Raw genomic sequence first — 14,621 nt, 5'->3', positions numbered from 1 at the left:
TAAATAAATAATGTCAGACAACAAAGTAATATTGAATTACGACGGTAATTCATATGAATATCCAATCGTGGATAGTACTATCGGAGACAGAGGGATTGATATTTCAAAATTAAGAGACCAGACAGGTTTGATCACTCTGGATTTAGGTTACAAAAATACAGGGGCTACTATTAGCGACATCACTTACTTAGACGGAGATAAAGGAGAATTATTCTACAGAGGTTATCCAATCGAGCAGATTGCTGAGAAATCTAACTTCACTGAAGTAATGTATCTTTTATTACATGGAGAATTACCTACTCAGGATCAGTTTACTTCATTCGACAACAACATTAAAAAATATAACTTCATCGCAGACGAAATGAAAAAAATCATTGATGTTTTTCCTCGTTCTGCTCACCCTATGGGAGTTTTATCTTCTATGACGTCTGCTTTGACAGCTTTCAACCCGAAAGCAGTGAACGTAAACTCTAAAGAAGAAATGGATCATGCTGCTGAGCTTATGATCGCTAAGTTCTCTCACCTTTGTGCTTGGACGTACAGAAAAACTCAAGGTTTACCATTAAACCACGGTGATAACAACCTGAACTACGTAGAGAACTTCTACAAAATGGCATTCAGATTACCAAACGCTGATTTCGAAATCGATCCGGTAGTTGTAAATGCTTTAGATAAATTATTAATCCTTCACGCAGACCACGAACAAAACTGTTCTACTTCTACAGTAAGAATGGTAGGTTCTGCTCACACAGGTCTTTTCGCTTCTATCTCTGCTGGGGTATCAGCACTTTGGGGCCCACTTCACGGTGGTGCTAACCAGGCTGTAATCGAAATGCTTGAATTGATCGAAAAAGATGGAGGTGACGTATCTAAATATGTTGCTAAAGCTAAAGATAAAGGAGATAGCTTCCGTCTAATGGGATTCGGACACAGAGTTTACAAAAACTTCGACCCAAGAGCGAAAATCATCAAGAAAGCTGCTGACGATATCCTTAAAGCATTAGGAATCCAGGATAAAGCTCTTGACATTGCAATGCAGTTAGAAAGAGTAGCTCTTGAAGACGAGTACTTCGTAGAAAGAAAACTATATCCAAACGTAGACTTCTACTCAGGTATCATCTACAGAGCATTAGGAATTCCTACAGAAATGTTTACTGTAATGTTTGCATTAGGAAGACTTCCAGGATGGATTTCTCAGTGGAAAGAAATGAGACTGAAAGGAGACCCGATCGGAAGACCAAGACAGGTTTACCAAGGTGCTCAGGAAAGAAACTACATCGACATCGCAAGCAGATAATATTTGCTTATACCATAAAAGAATCCCAAAGCTTGCTTTGGGATTCTTTATTTTTACAACTTATTCAGTAATTGCTAATGCCGTAATAAGATTGTCCTTCATCCGGAAATGAAAATTCAGCATGACCGGACTTCCATCAAAAGAACCGAAAATATTGATTCTTACAACAGTTGTATTGTCCTTCATCGAAAAATCTTTTACCTCAAACAGGGTTTTGTATTCATTATTGGATTTTTCATTCCATTGTCTTATTTCTTCTTTTCCCGTGTATATTTTTCCTTCATCAAATACGGATGCCTGTTCAGAAAAACAATCAGCGAAAGAAATACTGTCAAAAAGTTCCTGTGCCTTTAGGAATTCCTGTAAAATGTTAGGTAAGTTCATATTGTTTTTTTTTAAATGATTACACAGTAGGAATAGTGCCACCGTCTATTACATATTCGGTTCCGGTTAGATATTGTGCCCGTGGAGAAACTAAAAATCCAACAAACTCTGCAATATCTTCTGGCTGGGCAGGTTTACCGATCGGAATTCCACCCAACGCATCCATAACGCTTTGAGTCGCTTCTTCTATCGATGTTTCTGAACTTTTAGCAATGCGTTCCATCATTCGGATGGCAGATGAAGTCATAATCCAGCCTGGAGATACGGTAAGGACACGCACTCCCTTTGGAGAAACTTCTTTTGATAAACCTTTGCTGTAATTGATCAGTCCCGCTTTAGCAGCCGCATAGGGTAATGTAGAGTCAAATAAAGGCAGTCTTCCCTGAATGGAGGCAATATGAATGATTACTCCCGTTTTTCGTTCTAACATTTGCGGCAGAAATCCTCTGTCTAAACGAACAGGTGCCAACAGATTGGTCTGAATTGTATTTTCCCAGTCTTCATCGCTCAAAACAGAGAAACCTCCACCAGGAGTTTCTGAACCTCCCAATGTATTAATTAAAATATCAAGCTTTCCAAAAGTAGAAAGAACTTCCTTTACCAGCTTTTCAGTGTCTTTGGCCTGACTCAGATCTCCTGAAATGAAATAAAGTTGATGATTCATCTCTTCAGGCTGATTTCTGGCAGAGACAATTACAGTGGCGCCAGCAGTGAGTAATCTTTCGGCAATAGCTTTTCCGGTTCCTTTTGTTCCACCTGTTACAAGTGCAATTTTACCTGATAATTCGTTGTTGAAATGAAATGGTTCTGTCATGATTTCTTTTTTGTACAAATTTCAGGAGTATGACAGGCTCTTACAAGTACGGTCTTACGAATCACATAGGGATAAATTAATCCCCTATTGTGATCTCATCTCATTGTGTTACATTTGTTTTTATGTACGAAAGAAAAATCCCACCCAATCTGAATTGCGGGCTTGATCTGATTGCTGAGGTACTCTATGGCAAATGGAAGATTCGTTTGCTATGGTTTATTAATGAAGGTTTTCAAAGACCCAGTGAGTTACAGCGGAAAATTCCTGATGCTTCCCGCAGAGTATTGAATGTTCAGTTAAAAGAACTGGAAGAGCATGATCTTGTTACAAAGAAAATTTATCCCGTTGTACCTCCAAAAGTAGAATACAGGCTTACGGAATTTGGGAAGACATTGATTCCGGTTATTGCCACATTAGGAAAATGGGGTGATGATCATGAAGAGCACTTACGGGCGCTCATCCTGAAAAGGCTGGAACAATAATCTTAAAAAGAGAAAGATATTTTTATTTTTTACAAAATCGGATATAATAATTTGATTAAATTTACTACTGTAAAAAATTAATACCCAATGACTTTCGGAGAACAGATGTTATTTTTCTTCAGCGCAGTAGGAGCATTCAACGGATTTCTGCTGGGCATTTATCTGCTGTTTGTTAAAAAACTGAAATACCTTCCGGATTTTTTCCTTGGGATTCTTCTTCTCATGCTAAGCTCAAGAGTAGCGATTTCTGTATGCTTTTATTTTTATCCCGATTTACCCAGAATTATTGCGCATTTAGGACTGTCAGCCTTATTTTTTACCGGGCCGGCTTTGTATTATTATGTGAAATCTTCCTTTCAGCAGGATCAGTTTGATTGGAAGAAGTGTAAGAAATGGTTTGGAATATTAACCCTTATCTTAGGAGTTGTCGGTTTATTATATCTGGTATTTCCTATTACATGGGATAACTATTTTGCTACTTTTATCTATACCGTTTGGTCTGTATTTATATTTCTTACGGTCTATCAATATTATATTTTGCTTAAACAGAATCATAAAAGTCCGAACAATTTTGTACTTCCGATTCTGGTTAGTAATGTGATTATCTTTTTGAGTTATCAATTGATTTCTACAGGCTGGTTACAAATCTATTGTGCAGGAGGAAGTCTTGTGTTCTCGTTCGTGCTCTATGCCAACTTTTTGATTTTATTTAATAAAAAATACCAGCAGCTTCCAGTTAAAGAAACCGAAAAATATTCCAATAAAAAGATTTCCGGAGAACAGGCGGATAGTTTTGTTTCGAAACTGGAAAGATTAATGGATACAGAAGAACTTTATAAAAATCCGAATTTAAAATTGAGTGATCTTGCCTCAAGAATGAATATGTCTGCACATCAGCTTTCTCAATTGCTGAATGATAATCTGGGGAAAAGTTTCGCGACCTGCATCAATGAATACCGAATCAATGATGCCTGTGAAAAAATAGAAAATGGCTCTTATCTGAAAATTGAAGAGATAGGATACGAAGTTGGATTCAATTCCAAATCAACTTTCTTTTCCACATTCAAGAAAATAAAAAATACGACACCTCTTTTGTATAAACAGTCACAAACCCTTACGGAACCAAGGTTTCAGAGTTCAAATTTATAATTCAGTACTGCGGAATTTCAATTCCAAAACCGTATTGCTACTACAAGCCGATACTTTTGATTTCATAAAATTTAAAATTTATGATCATCAAATTATGGCTTTTACTGCTATTGCTGTTTCTATCATTTTTTGGAAAAGCGCAGGAAAAAGTAAATAAAAAAGTTCCAGATTCTCTGGCTGAGGTAAAACCTTCCACAACGAATATTTCAGAAGTCATCATTCAATCCGCCCCAAGAAAGATGAAGCTGAATGACGGTAATCTTGTACTGTCTGTTGCCGGAAACAAAGACTTTAAAACGTCTACTCATCTTCTTGATGTTCTGAGAAAAACTCCTGGAGTTACTGTAGATCAGGAAGACGGAATTTTTATCGGGGGTAGAATTACCCCAGCCGTTCTTATTGATGGAAAACCGGTGGTGATGAGTAATCAGGAGTTGCAGGCTTATTTGCGGTCTTTATCTCCCGAAATGGTGGAGTCTATAGAAGTAAATACCAATCCGTCTTCGAAATATGATGCAGAATTTAAAGGAATTATTGATATTAAACTAAAAAAGAATGTCAGTCTCGGTTGGAAAGTGGGTTATAATGGAAATATATACATCAATAAATTCAACTATCGGGAAAATGCAGTCAATGTCTCTTACCATACCGGAAAAGTAACATACAGCGTTCAGGCAGGTTACAACGAAGGAATTTCAACCTATCGTTATCATGCTTTACAGCGTTTGGCAAATACAAATATCATGCGTACTCAGACGTATCAGGAAGACTTTGGAAAAGTTTACAACCTGCAAACCGGAGTTGATTTCAGGCTGAATGATAAAAACAGGTTTGGCATCAATATGAGAGGAAACTTCCGGAATAACGACCGCACCCGAAACGGATCACTGTATACAACCAATAAAAATGAAACTCAATGGGTATTGAATACAGCCAGCGAAAACCCTACAGATTATTCACAGGACAACTATGGGATTACGACAGATTATTCTTTTCAGACCAAAGGATTTAAACTGAGCTTTTTAGGAAACTATCTTTCTGTGAAAAATAAACAGGATGATGATTTTATTAATAGAGATCAGGGTACATCAAAAGTATTGTCTTATTGGAAGTCTGATCTTTTTAATAAAATCACAATTTATACTGCTCAGATAGATGCTTCCCAAAAAATAAATAATGCCGATATTGAAGCAGGTCTGAAATACAGTCATTCTGATACGCAAAATAATATCCGGTATGATACATTATCAACGGAAAATCAGTTTGTATTTGATCCTACACGAAGTAATATATTCTCCTATAAAGAAAAAATATGGGCAGGTTATCTGGCTTATAAACAGAAAATTGGGGATTTTCAAATTAATGCAGGATTAAGATTTGAAAACACAAACAGTATTTCCAATGCCATTACCATGGATTCTGTTGTTTCCAGAAATTACCTGAAATGGCTGCCTTCTTTAAGCACAAGTTATACGATTAATAAATCCAGTGAATTTTCCCTTTCTTACAGCAGAAGAATGACAAGACCGGCATTCTCTCAACTCAATCCGTTCAGATTTTATTTCAGTCCGTTAAATTACTGGATTGGAAATCCTTATTTATTACCTTCCTTTACCAGTCAGATCAAAGCAACGTATCGATATAAAAACTGGATCACCAGCTTTACTGTCGGGAAAGAAAAAGATGTGATGACCCGCTATCCTCTTTATAATCCGGAAACGAATGTATTGGAATATCTTGGAACGAATCTTCCGTATCGGAATTTTGCTATTCTGGAGACCAGCTTTCCGGTCAGGATTACAAAATGGTGGAATATCACCAGCCAGATTACGGGATATTACAATTATGAATTCAGACCCTATCTGGATGAGGTCTTTGCATTGAATATTTATAATTATGAAGTAAGATTGAATCAGGTGTTTTCACTTCCAAAAGGATTTACAGTGAATGTCTTTACCAGTTATGAATCTAAAACGGGGAATAGCCTTTACATCATTAAACCAAGATATACCATAGATGTATCAGTTCACAAGTCATGGTTTGATAATAAACTGAACACTAAAATCGGATTTAACAATCTGCTGGATTCAAATGAACAACGTTTGGAATTCAGGCATAAACAGATTATGGATAACCGTTTTACCCATTGGTGGGATAGCAGTAGATTGATATTTTCACTCAGTTATACTATTGGAAGCTCAAAATATCAGGTCAAAGAAACTCAGAAAACAGAAGAAGAAAACAGAGCGAGATAAGAAAACCTGCTTAAAAAGCAGGTTTTCGTTTTTTATTATGGGCATTGGCATCTGTCGCAAGTCCAGATATAGCAGTTTCCTGCATCATCCCATTCGCAGCATCTTCTGCCAGTGGAAATAGGAGCGCCTCCCATTACAGATTTTTGTTGATCTCTTCCTAATTTTTGTGCATGTTTCAGCACTTTAATGTTCTTGTTCATGACTTTGATTTTTGGTGTTAATAGTTAAGTTTTATGATCTATAATTTCGCGAAAATTATATCACTAATATAGGAAATTAAATAATATAATTATCTGTTTTTTTGTTCTTATGTAGATGGAAAATAGTAAGTTGTAGATGTTTTTGGGACTATTCACTGCAGTTAGCCGAACAGACAAGGAAATTTTGTTGAAGAGTGTTGATTTTTGCAATCAAATTTAATACATAAAATAATCCAAAAGTTTTATAGGTAGAGACCTTTACTTATATTTGTAGTATTGCATAAATCTTTATGAGACTAAATATTAAAAACGAAACGGGTAGGCTGAAGTCAGTAGTTCTAGGCCAGCCTAATTCATTGGGACCAGTTCCCACACTAGAGGAAAGTTATGACGCAAAGTCATATTACTCAATCGAACACAACATTTATCCTAAAGAAGAGGATATTATCAATGAAATGAACGCTTTTGAAGCGGTTTTAAAAAAGTATGACGTTGAAGTTTTGCGTCCTAGTATCATCCAAGACTACAATCAGGTTTTTTCAAGAGATGTAGCCTTTGTAATTGATGATAAGATGATTATTTCCAATGTGATTGCAGACAGAGCAGACGAACAGGAAGCCTACAAAAGTGTTTTTGAAAAAGTAGCATGGAGAAAAATTATTAATCTTCCCGAAACCGCACATATTGAAGGAGGAGACGTAATTGTATGGAATGACTTTATCTTCATCGGAACCTGTTTCAGTGAAGATTACAGAAACTATAAAACGGCAAGAACCAACGAGTATGCCATTGAAATCCTGAAAGAATATTTTCCAAAGAAAAGAATCATCGATCTGGAATTGAAGAAAAACGATAAAGTTCCGTTTGAAGGGATTCTGCATTTGGATTGCACATTTAATCCGGTAGGAGAAGACAAATGTATCATTTATAAAAACGGATTCGTAGACGAAAGTGACTACCGTTTAATCATCGATATTTTCGGAGAAGAAAACTGCTTCCATATCAATGATGAAGAAATGTTTGAAATGTACCCGAATATTTTCTCTATTTCTCCTGATGTAGTGGTTTCAGACAAAGCATTCACAAGAATGAATGACCATCTGAGAAACGAGTGGGGAATGACCGTTGAAGAAATTCCTTACAGAGAAATATCTAAAATGGGCGGTTTGTTGAGATGTTCTACAATGCCGCTTGTGAGAGAATAATGGAGTGGGAGAGTTTTAGTGTTTGAGAGCAGAGGAGTTTTAGAGTCTGAGCGTTAGAGTGTTGGTGGGTTTGAATATTTTTTTAATTTTAAAAAAATATTTGGGTATGTCGACAATTAAATTTCATCAGGACTTAAAAGTTTATCAACAATCATTTGAAACAGCACAGTTGATTTATGAACTCTCAAAATTTTTTCCTAAAGAAGAGCTTTATTCACTTACAGATCAGATTAGAAGATCATCAAGATCGGTAACAGCAAATATTAGTGAGGCTTGGGGCAAAAGAAAATATGAAAAATCCTTCATCGCTAAGCTTACAGATTCAGAGGGCGAAGCAAGAGAAACCCAAACATGGCTCCAGTTTGCCCTTGCTTGCCATTATATGAATGAAGAGCAATACAATAATTTGCACAACAAGTATAACCAAATAATAGGGATGTTAGTTAATATGATGAGCCAGTCAGAAAAGTGGTGCTCATTTTCTTCGGTGAATAAAGGAGAGAATAATTTGTAAAACGCTGTTCAGACACTCAAACTCTAATACACTAACACCCTCAAACTTATAAAAAATGCAAACAACAGATACAGTATTAATGATAGAACCGATTGCATTCGGTTACAACGCTGAAACAGCGAAAAATAATTATTTCCAGGTAGAACAGACTGGTTCTGATATCCAGTCAAAAGCTTTGGCAGAGTTCAATACTTTTGTCGGAAAACTGAGAGAAAAAGGAATTAATGTAATTACTATAAAAGATACCTTAGACCCCCATACTCCGGATTCTATCTTTCCAAACAACTGGGTAAGTTTTCATAAAGATGGAAAAGTGGTTTTATATCCAATGTTCGCATCCAACAGAAGAGTGGAAAGAAGAGAAGATATTATTGAAAGTATCCAGGAACAGGGATTTGAAGTAGTTGAGGTGGATGACTGGTCTTTTTCTGAAACTCAGGGACATTTCCTGGAAGGAACAGGAAGCATGATTTTTGATCATGATAATAAAATTGCTTACGGTTCTGTTTCTTTGAGGCTGGATGAAAAACTGTTCAGAGAATTCTGTACAAAATATGGATTTACTCCCGTTGTTTTCCATTCTTTCCAGACGGTAGGAACAGAAAGACTTCCTATCTATCACACCAATGTAATGATGTGTGTGGCGGATAAATTTGTTGTAATCTGCCTTGACTGTATCGATGATGAGCTGGAAAGAGAAAAAGTAACAGAAACGATTAAAGGTTCAGGAAAAGAAATTATTGAAATTTCTGAAGAGCAGATGCAGCAGTTTGCAGGAAATATGCTTCAGGTTCAAAACAAAGAAGGCGAGAAGTTCCTGGTGATGAGCCAGACAGCTTATCAGTCCTTATCTTCAGAACAGGTAGCTGCTATTGAAAAATACTGCGAAATCATCTATTCTGACTTGAATACCATTGAAGTAAATGGTGGAGGAAGCGCAAGATGTATGCTTGCTGAGGTTTTTCTTCCAAAAAAATAATATATTTACGAAAAAATTAATTGAACCCATTATCAAGTAAAGGTTTACATATTCTTCTGACTTTGGAAACAGAGTCAGAAGATTTGTTATTAGACAGCAAAGGTTTTCTGGCGTTTACAGAAGAAATTCTGAAAACTAAAGAGGTAGAAATTGTAGGAGTAACCAATCATATTTTTGAGAATGAGAGTTTTACTTCCGCAGTAATCCTGAAAGAGTCTCACCTTTGTATCCACACGTGGCCGGAATTTAAACAGCTTACTTTTGATGTTTTTCTTTGTAATTATACACAGGATAATACCTCAAAAGTAGAGCAGATTGCAGATGAAGTAGTTCAGTATTTTAAAGCTAAAACCATTCAGAAACACAAAATTTACAGATAAAAAATGCACTATGTCTGCCCAGCATGCGAATCAGAAAATACATTAGATCTCAATTTTCCTATCGAGGAATATGTTTGTAAAACCTGCTCTCATCTCATTGATGTAGCAGGAAATAAAAAGACTAAACATTTAAAAGTACCGACAGAAAACGTTGTCTTGGACGTCGGACAGAAAGGAAATATTGACGGTGTAGAATATACCGTTGTATCAATTGTTGTCAGAAAATACGGAAACAGTATTTTCTGGCGGGAATATTCTTTAAAAGACAGCAAAGAAAATGATGCTTTCCTGAGTGAGAGCGATGGGCATTGGGTTTTTCTGATCTCTATGCTTCCTGATGATTTTAAAGGTAAAGATTCTAAATTACCAACCTATCTTGGGAGAACTTATCGCTGGTACGAAAACACTCCATGCAGTATTGATGCTGCTGCCGGTTTTTTTGATGAACACCTGGATTTCAGCGTTGCAACCTATAAAGAATATGTCAACGGAACCCGTATGATCTCTCAGGAAAAGACGGCTAAGAAAAGCCAGTATTTCTACGGCGTTCACATTTCAAAGCATGATGTTAAAAGAGCTTTTAAAATAGCTCACATGCCGTATTATACAGGAGTTGGAATTGTTCAGCCTTATTATTTTGATATGAAACAGGCAGTAAACATTTTTTGTGTGGGCGCATTAATGATATGTCTGCTTCAGCTCTATGTGTATATCTCACGAACCAACGAAACCGTTTTTGCGGAGACCATCAATTTTGCTGATGTAAAAGACAAAGAAATGGTCAGTAAAAGTTTTACCCTTTCAGGAGGCTCAGCACCATTAAAAGTGAATGCATTTTCAGGTGTTGATAATTCCTGGGCTAATGTTCAGTTGAGTCTTGTGAATGAAAAGACTAACGAAATTGTCTATACATCAAAAGATATCGAACAATATCATGGTTACGAAGATGGGGAAAGCTGGTCAGAAGGAAGTCAGTCTGAAGAATTTAACCTTTGTGGAGTAAGTTCGGGACAATATCACTTTCTTATTTCAGCAGAAAAAGAAGGATCTTTATTACCTGCGTTTTCTGGTCTTCAGTCACCGGATTCAAGGATATTAATCTCCAGGGATAAATCAGGAACGGTAGAGGTAACCGATATCTATAAAGGACAGCCTATCACTTTCATAGACGGAAAGACTTTAGAAAAAGATACAACAGAATTGGGTAAACTGGTGAAAACATCTTTCGGAACTTCAAAAATAGACTCTCTGATTAATGTTGAGGGGCTAAGACTTACAACAGATGTTATTGCATCCAATAACGATATTAAGATTAAGGCAACCTGGCTTCCCGTTTCATTCTGGAACTTCGGATTCATTTTATTCATAATGATTGTACTCTTTATCGCAATGTGGATAGGAAGACATTTCTTTAATGTGAATAAATGGAAGAATAGTTCAAACACCCCATATGCCACATCATGATAACTAATATTTTACATTACATAAGACAAAACTGGATACTCTGTTTAATCGGAGGATTTTTCATGACCTGGTTTGTATACCTTACCTATCAGGGAAATCAGGTCTGCGATTGTGCCAAAACGGAAACATACCGGGACGGAACCACAAGAAGTCATTCCAGAGTAGGATTCTACAGATACTATCACAAATAAAAATATAAAAACTATGGACAACATCAATTTCTTACCAATACTAAACTCGGTTCTTTATTCATTTTTAGGAATCGCTATTTTGCTGGTGTGCTATTTCGTTATTGAAAAGCTTACTCCGGAGAAAACATGGCACGAGATCGCTCAGAACAAAAACATAGCACTGGCTATTGTATTCGGGGCATTTATCATCGGAATTTCAATGATTATAAGCGCGGCAATTCATGGATAAGAAGAGGATTCCTCTTGAGCTGCTTTTATTGTTTTCAGTATTCGTCATTGCTACATGTGGATTGATTTATGAGCTGGTGGCCGGAGCCCTGGCGAGCTATCTTTTAGGAGACTCTGTAAAGCAGTTTTCTTTCATTATCGGGGTATATCTCTTTTCAATGGGAGTAGGTTCCTATCTTGCGAAATTCATCAAAGGAAATCTTATTGATAAATTCATTGAGATCGAAATTCTGGTAGGAATCGTAGGCGGAATCAGCTCTGTTGTGCTGTTTATTTTATTTAATACACTCGCACATTTTGAAAGCGTTTTATACCTTTTTGTCTTTTTCACAGGCTGTCTTGTCGGAGTAGAAATTCCGCTTCTGATGAATATTCTGAAAGACAGAGTTCAGTTTAAAGATTTAGTTTCAAATGTCTTTGCATTCGATTATATCGGAGCTTTACTGGCATCGATTCTTTTTCCATTGGTTTTGATTCCAAAGCTTGGGATTGTAAAGACACCTTTGTTTTTCGGATTGATCAATATCTCTATTGCGATATTCCTGTGCTATTATCTTACAAAAGAATTGTCAAAACCGTTATCCCTCAAAGTAAAATCTATCGCGGCATTTACATTCTTGCTGGGACTTTTCTTTTTCTCTGATACGATTCTGTCTTATTCTGAAGAAAAACTATATGGCGAAAATGTGGTTTATACCAAAAGTTCACCCTATCAAAGAATCGTTTTAACGAGAAATACACACGAATTCCGTTTATATTTAAATAACAACTTACAGTTTTCTTCCACCGATGAATACCGTTATCATGAAGCTTTAGTACATCCTGCAATGTCTATGGCAAAGAATATTGATAATGTCCTGATTTTGGGAGGTGGTGATGGTTTTGCAGCCAGAGAAGTATTGAAATACAAAGACGTTAAAAAAGTAACTCTTGTGGATCTTGATGGGGAAATGACTCAGTTTTTCAAGACGAATGAAACCATGCGCAGGCTCAACCAAAATTCTTTTTCCAATCCAAAAGTAGAGATCATCAATAAAGACGCTTATATTTGGGTAAAAGACAGCAAAAAGAAATTTGATGTCATTATCATCGACTTTCCGGATCCGTCCAACTATAGCTTAGGAAAACTATATTCCTTACAGTTTTATAAAGAACTGGAGAAGCTGACAACACTTGATACTAAAATTGTGGTTCAGACCACATCTCCGTATTTTGCTCCGAAATCTTTCTGGTGTATTGAGAAAACAATCAATCAGATTTTTCCATTCACAGCTGCATATCATACCTATGTTCCGTCTTTTGGAGAATGGGGATTCTCAATGGCTTCATTTGAGCCCATCAACAACAGAGTCTACAGAAAGCTTCCCGGCTTAAAATACTATGATTACAACTTTTCACAGATGTCTTATTTTAATAAAGATATGAAAGTGAAAGATGTAGAAGTTAACCGTCTGGATAACCAGATATTAGTCCGTTATTTCGATGAAGAGTGGGGGAAAGTACAGTAGAAAGGATTTTCTTAAAACTATATTTTTAGGTAGCCTTATGCTTCCCTTTTTGCAGTATTGCGGAAAGAAAGTAAAAGCTTTGTTATTGAAAATTACCGGGACAAACCATGTTCTTGGCCATAAGTTATGGGCAAAAGATTTTCCACAGTTTTCAGAAGTTATCCACACAAAATATCTTATCGTAGGTGGTGGGATTTCCGGACTTTCGGCATGCAGATTCTTCAGTCAGAATAATGAACAGGATTATCTTCTCCTTGAAATGGAAAACCATCTGGGAGGAAACTCTTCCAACGGGCAGAATTCATTTTCAAAATTCCCTTTAGGAGCACATTATTTACCCTTGCCTAATAAAGAAAACCTAGAAATAATAGATTTCCTGAAAGAATGCAAAATCTGTCTGGGAATAGAAGAAAACGGAGAACCCATTCTTGATGAATACCAAATGACTTTCCCACAGCAGGAAAGACTTTTTTATAAAAACTCCTGGCAAAATGATATTGTGCCTCAAAGAGGAATTTCGGCAGAAACACAACAGGAGCTTAGTCGCTTTTTCAAGCTGATGGATGATTTTCGCGTAAAGAAAGATCCACAGGGGAAATACTGGTTTGCCATTCCCGTACATGATTCCAGCAGAGAAGATGAGGTTGTAAAACTTGAAAAAGTAATATTCAAAGATTGGCTTAAGGAAAATAACTACCAGTCGGAAGAACTTCTCTGGTTGCTGGATTATTCCTGCAGAGACGATTTTGGTTTAGGAATAGACTATGTTTCAGCTTGGGCAGGTATTCATTATTTTGCCGGAAGAAAAAACAACTGGAGCACGAAATATAAAGATCAGGTTTTCACATGGCCGGAAGGAAATGCAAGACTGGCAAAACATTTTTCAAAATACACAGAGGGAAAGCATATGCCCGGAAATCTTGTTTTTGATGTAAAAATCAATGATAAAGTTGAAGTATTGAGTTTTGATAATGCTCAAAAGAAAACCAAAAAGATCATTGCAGATAAAGTATTGTTTGCATCACCTCAGTTTGTGAATGAAAGAATTTTTAATCAAAAAAGAGCATCATCATTTCACTATGTGCCGTGGCTTTTAACAACGATTACGTTAAAGAATGAATTTGGCGGAGATGAAGAACTGGCCTGGGATAATGTGATCTACGGTACTTCCGGATTGGGTTATATCTTTGACCAACATCAGAATCTGAACCAGATTATAGGTGAAAAAGTAATTACTCATTACAAGAGTTTCTCAACGGCAGATTGCAAAAAAGCGAGGAAAAAACTGTATGCTATGAAAGAATCTGAACTTAAAACTTTAGTTTTGGATGATTTGAAGAAAGCCCATCCATTGATAGAAGATTTCATCCTGGAAATGCAGTTTCATAAAATAGGACATGCGATGATTGCTCCGGTTCCCAATCAGATTTTTGGTGAAGAAACCAAAGCTGCGAAAGAACCTGTAGAAGGAAAAATTTTCTTCGCTCATTCCGACCTTTCCGGAATATCTATTTTTGAAGAAGCCTTTTATCAGGGAATCCGGACAGCAGGACAAATGATACAATAATACA

16 protein-coding genes are annotated in these 14,621 nt (G+C 36.4%); 13 read left to right on the top strand and 3 right to left on the bottom strand.

The annotated features are described in order from the left end of the window. Window positions 1-10 precede the first annotated feature (10 nt). Window positions 11-1,297, top strand: coding sequence for a citrate synthase (locus ACMA47_RS08800; RefSeq protein WP_034694713.1), 1,287 nt, complete (start codon window positions 11-13; stop codon window positions 1,295-1,297). Between the two features lie 60 nt (window positions 1,298-1,357). On the opposite strand, the gene ACMA47_RS08795 is transcribed toward ACMA47_RS08800, so the two are convergent. Both ACMA47_RS08795 and ACMA47_RS08790 read right to left on the bottom strand, forming a co-directional pair. After that, window positions 1,358-1,681: a nuclear transport factor 2 family protein gene (locus ACMA47_RS08795; RefSeq protein ID WP_413929507.1), complete on the bottom strand. Its 324-nt coding sequence runs from the start codon at window positions 1,679-1,681 to the stop codon at window positions 1,358-1,360. Window positions 1,682-1,700: 19 nt separating this feature from the next. Next, a complete protein-coding gene (locus tag ACMA47_RS08790; protein WP_413929506.1) occupies window positions 1,701-2,495 on the bottom strand; it encodes an SDR family oxidoreductase in 795 nt (264 codons plus the stop codon). A gap of 122 nt (window positions 2,496-2,617) precedes the next feature. On the opposite strand from ACMA47_RS08790, the gene ACMA47_RS08785 reads away from it, so the two are divergent. From ACMA47_RS08785 to ACMA47_RS08775, 3 genes are all read left to right on the top strand, one after another. Further along, a complete protein-coding gene (locus ACMA47_RS08785; RefSeq protein WP_079240253.1) occupies window positions 2,618-2,977 on the top strand; it encodes a winged helix-turn-helix transcriptional regulator in 360 nt (119 codons plus the stop codon). Window positions 2,978-3,064: 87 nt separating this feature from the next. Further along, window positions 3,065-4,126 carry a helix-turn-helix domain-containing protein gene (locus tag ACMA47_RS08780; RefSeq protein WP_413929505.1) on the top strand — a complete coding sequence of 354 codons (1,062 nt, stop codon included), beginning with the start codon at window positions 3,065-3,067 and terminating at the stop codon, window positions 4,124-4,126. 80 nt (window positions 4,127-4,206) lie between these two features. Next, complete coding sequence (locus ACMA47_RS08775) at window positions 4,207-6,381, top strand: TonB-dependent receptor domain-containing protein (RefSeq protein WP_413929504.1); 2,175 nt, start codon at window positions 4,207-4,209, stop codon at window positions 6,379-6,381. 35 nt (window positions 6,382-6,416) lie between these two features. On the opposite strand, the gene ACMA47_RS08770 is transcribed toward ACMA47_RS08775, so the two are convergent. Continuing rightward, window positions 6,417-6,581: a hypothetical protein gene (locus tag ACMA47_RS08770; protein WP_413929503.1), complete on the bottom strand. Its 165-nt coding sequence runs from the start codon at window positions 6,579-6,581 to the stop codon at window positions 6,417-6,419. A 290-nt stretch (window positions 6,582-6,871) separates the two neighbouring features. Here ACMA47_RS08770 and ACMA47_RS08765 point away from each other — a divergent pair, with 290 nt between their 5' ends. From ACMA47_RS08765 to ACMA47_RS08725, 9 genes are all read left to right on the top strand, one after another. Beyond that, window positions 6,872-7,786: a dimethylarginine dimethylaminohydrolase family protein gene (locus tag ACMA47_RS08765; protein WP_413929502.1), complete on the top strand. Its 915-nt coding sequence runs from the start codon at window positions 6,872-6,874 to the stop codon at window positions 7,784-7,786. Window positions 7,787-7,892: 106 nt separating this feature from the next. Beyond that, window positions 7,893-8,300 (top strand): four helix bundle protein, encoded by a 408-nt coding sequence (locus tag ACMA47_RS08760; RefSeq protein WP_413929501.1) that lies wholly within the window; start codon window positions 7,893-7,895, stop codon window positions 8,298-8,300. Window positions 8,301-8,355: 55 nt separating this feature from the next. Beyond that, window positions 8,356-9,279, top strand: coding sequence for a citrulline utilization hydrolase CtlX (ctlX, locus tag ACMA47_RS08755; protein WP_413929500.1), 924 nt, complete (start codon window positions 8,356-8,358; stop codon window positions 9,277-9,279). A gap of 20 nt (window positions 9,280-9,299) precedes the next feature. Next, on the top strand, window positions 9,300-9,659 hold the full coding sequence (locus ACMA47_RS08750) for an S-adenosylmethionine decarboxylase family protein (protein ID WP_413929499.1): 360 nt from the start codon (window positions 9,300-9,302) through the stop codon (window positions 9,657-9,659). Between the two features lie 3 nt (window positions 9,660-9,662). Beyond that, window positions 9,663-11,123, top strand: a complete 1,461-nt coding sequence (locus ACMA47_RS08745) for a DUF4178 domain-containing protein (RefSeq protein WP_413929498.1) — start codon at window positions 9,663-9,665, stop codon at window positions 11,121-11,123. Beyond that, the gene (locus ACMA47_RS08740; RefSeq protein ID WP_413929497.1) at window positions 11,120-11,314 is read left to right on the top strand and encodes a hypothetical protein; all 195 of its coding nucleotides are present in this window, start codon (window positions 11,120-11,122) and stop codon (window positions 11,312-11,314) included. Before ACMA47_RS08745 ends, ACMA47_RS08740 begins: the two co-directional genes overlap by 4 nt. 13 nt (window positions 11,315-11,327) lie before the next feature. Continuing rightward, entirely contained in the window at window positions 11,328-11,543 is a 216-nt protein-coding gene (locus ACMA47_RS08735; protein ID WP_062673653.1) for a DUF350 domain-containing protein, read from the top strand. After that, entirely contained in the window at window positions 11,536-13,050 is a 1,515-nt protein-coding gene (locus ACMA47_RS08730) for a polyamine aminopropyltransferase (RefSeq protein ID WP_413929496.1), read from the top strand. The genes ACMA47_RS08735 and ACMA47_RS08730 overlap by 8 nt, the downstream gene beginning before the upstream one ends. 37 nt (window positions 13,051-13,087) lie before the next feature. Further along, on the top strand, window positions 13,088-14,617 hold the full coding sequence (locus tag ACMA47_RS08725; protein WP_413929495.1) for an NAD(P)-binding protein: 1,530 nt from the start codon (window positions 13,088-13,090) through the stop codon (window positions 14,615-14,617). The last annotated feature ends 4 nt before the right edge of the window (window positions 14,618-14,621 follow it).

Origin of the sequence: Chryseobacterium sp. T20, assembly GCF_047345655.1 — a bacterium.
Lineage (GTDB): Bacteria > Bacteroidota > Bacteroidia > Flavobacteriales > Weeksellaceae > Chryseobacterium.
This window is presented reverse-complemented; position numbering and strand designations above follow the sequence as displayed.

Excerpts from the sequence above, each read along its gene's own strand:
- ACMA47_RS08795 (WP_413929507.1), bottom strand. The coding sequence starts at position 1,681 with ATGAACTTACCTAACATTTTACAGGAATTCCTAAAGGCACAGGAACTT.
- ACMA47_RS08770 (WP_413929503.1), bottom strand. The coding sequence starts at position 6,581 with ATGAACAAGAACATTAAAGTGCTGAAACATGCACAAAAATTAGGAAGA.
- ACMA47_RS08785 (WP_079240253.1), top strand. The coding sequence starts at position 2,618 with ATGTACGAAAGAAAAATCCCACCCAATCTGAATTGCGGGCTTGATCTG.
- ACMA47_RS08740 (WP_413929497.1), top strand. The coding sequence starts at position 11,120 with ATGATAACTAATATTTTACATTACATAAGACAAAACTGGATACTCTGT.
- ACMA47_RS08730 (WP_413929496.1), top strand. The coding sequence starts at position 11,536 with ATGGATAAGAAGAGGATTCCTCTTGAGCTGCTTTTATTGTTTTCAGTA.
- ACMA47_RS08735 (WP_062673653.1), top strand. The coding sequence starts at position 11,328 with ATGGACAACATCAATTTCTTACCAATACTAAACTCGGTTCTTTATTCA.
- ACMA47_RS08780 (WP_413929505.1), top strand. The coding sequence starts at position 3,065 with ATGACTTTCGGAGAACAGATGTTATTTTTCTTCAGCGCAGTAGGAGCA.
- ACMA47_RS08790 (WP_413929506.1), bottom strand. The coding sequence starts at position 2,495 with ATGACAGAACCATTTCATTTCAACAACGAATTATCAGGTAAAATTGCA.
- ctlX (WP_413929500.1), top strand. The coding sequence starts at position 8,356 with ATGCAAACAACAGATACAGTATTAATGATAGAACCGATTGCATTCGGT.
- ACMA47_RS08765 (WP_413929502.1), top strand. The coding sequence starts at position 6,872 with ATGAGACTAAATATTAAAAACGAAACGGGTAGGCTGAAGTCAGTAGTT.
- ACMA47_RS08800 (WP_034694713.1), top strand. The coding sequence starts at position 11 with ATGTCAGACAACAAAGTAATATTGAATTACGACGGTAATTCATATGAA.
- ACMA47_RS08760 (WP_413929501.1), top strand. The coding sequence starts at position 7,893 with ATGTCGACAATTAAATTTCATCAGGACTTAAAAGTTTATCAACAATCA.
- ACMA47_RS08725 (WP_413929495.1), top strand. The coding sequence starts at position 13,088 with ATGCTTCCCTTTTTGCAGTATTGCGGAAAGAAAGTAAAAGCTTTGTTA.
- ACMA47_RS08775 (WP_413929504.1), top strand. The coding sequence starts at position 4,207 with ATGATCATCAAATTATGGCTTTTACTGCTATTGCTGTTTCTATCATTT.
- ACMA47_RS08745 (WP_413929498.1), top strand. The coding sequence starts at position 9,663 with ATGCACTATGTCTGCCCAGCATGCGAATCAGAAAATACATTAGATCTC.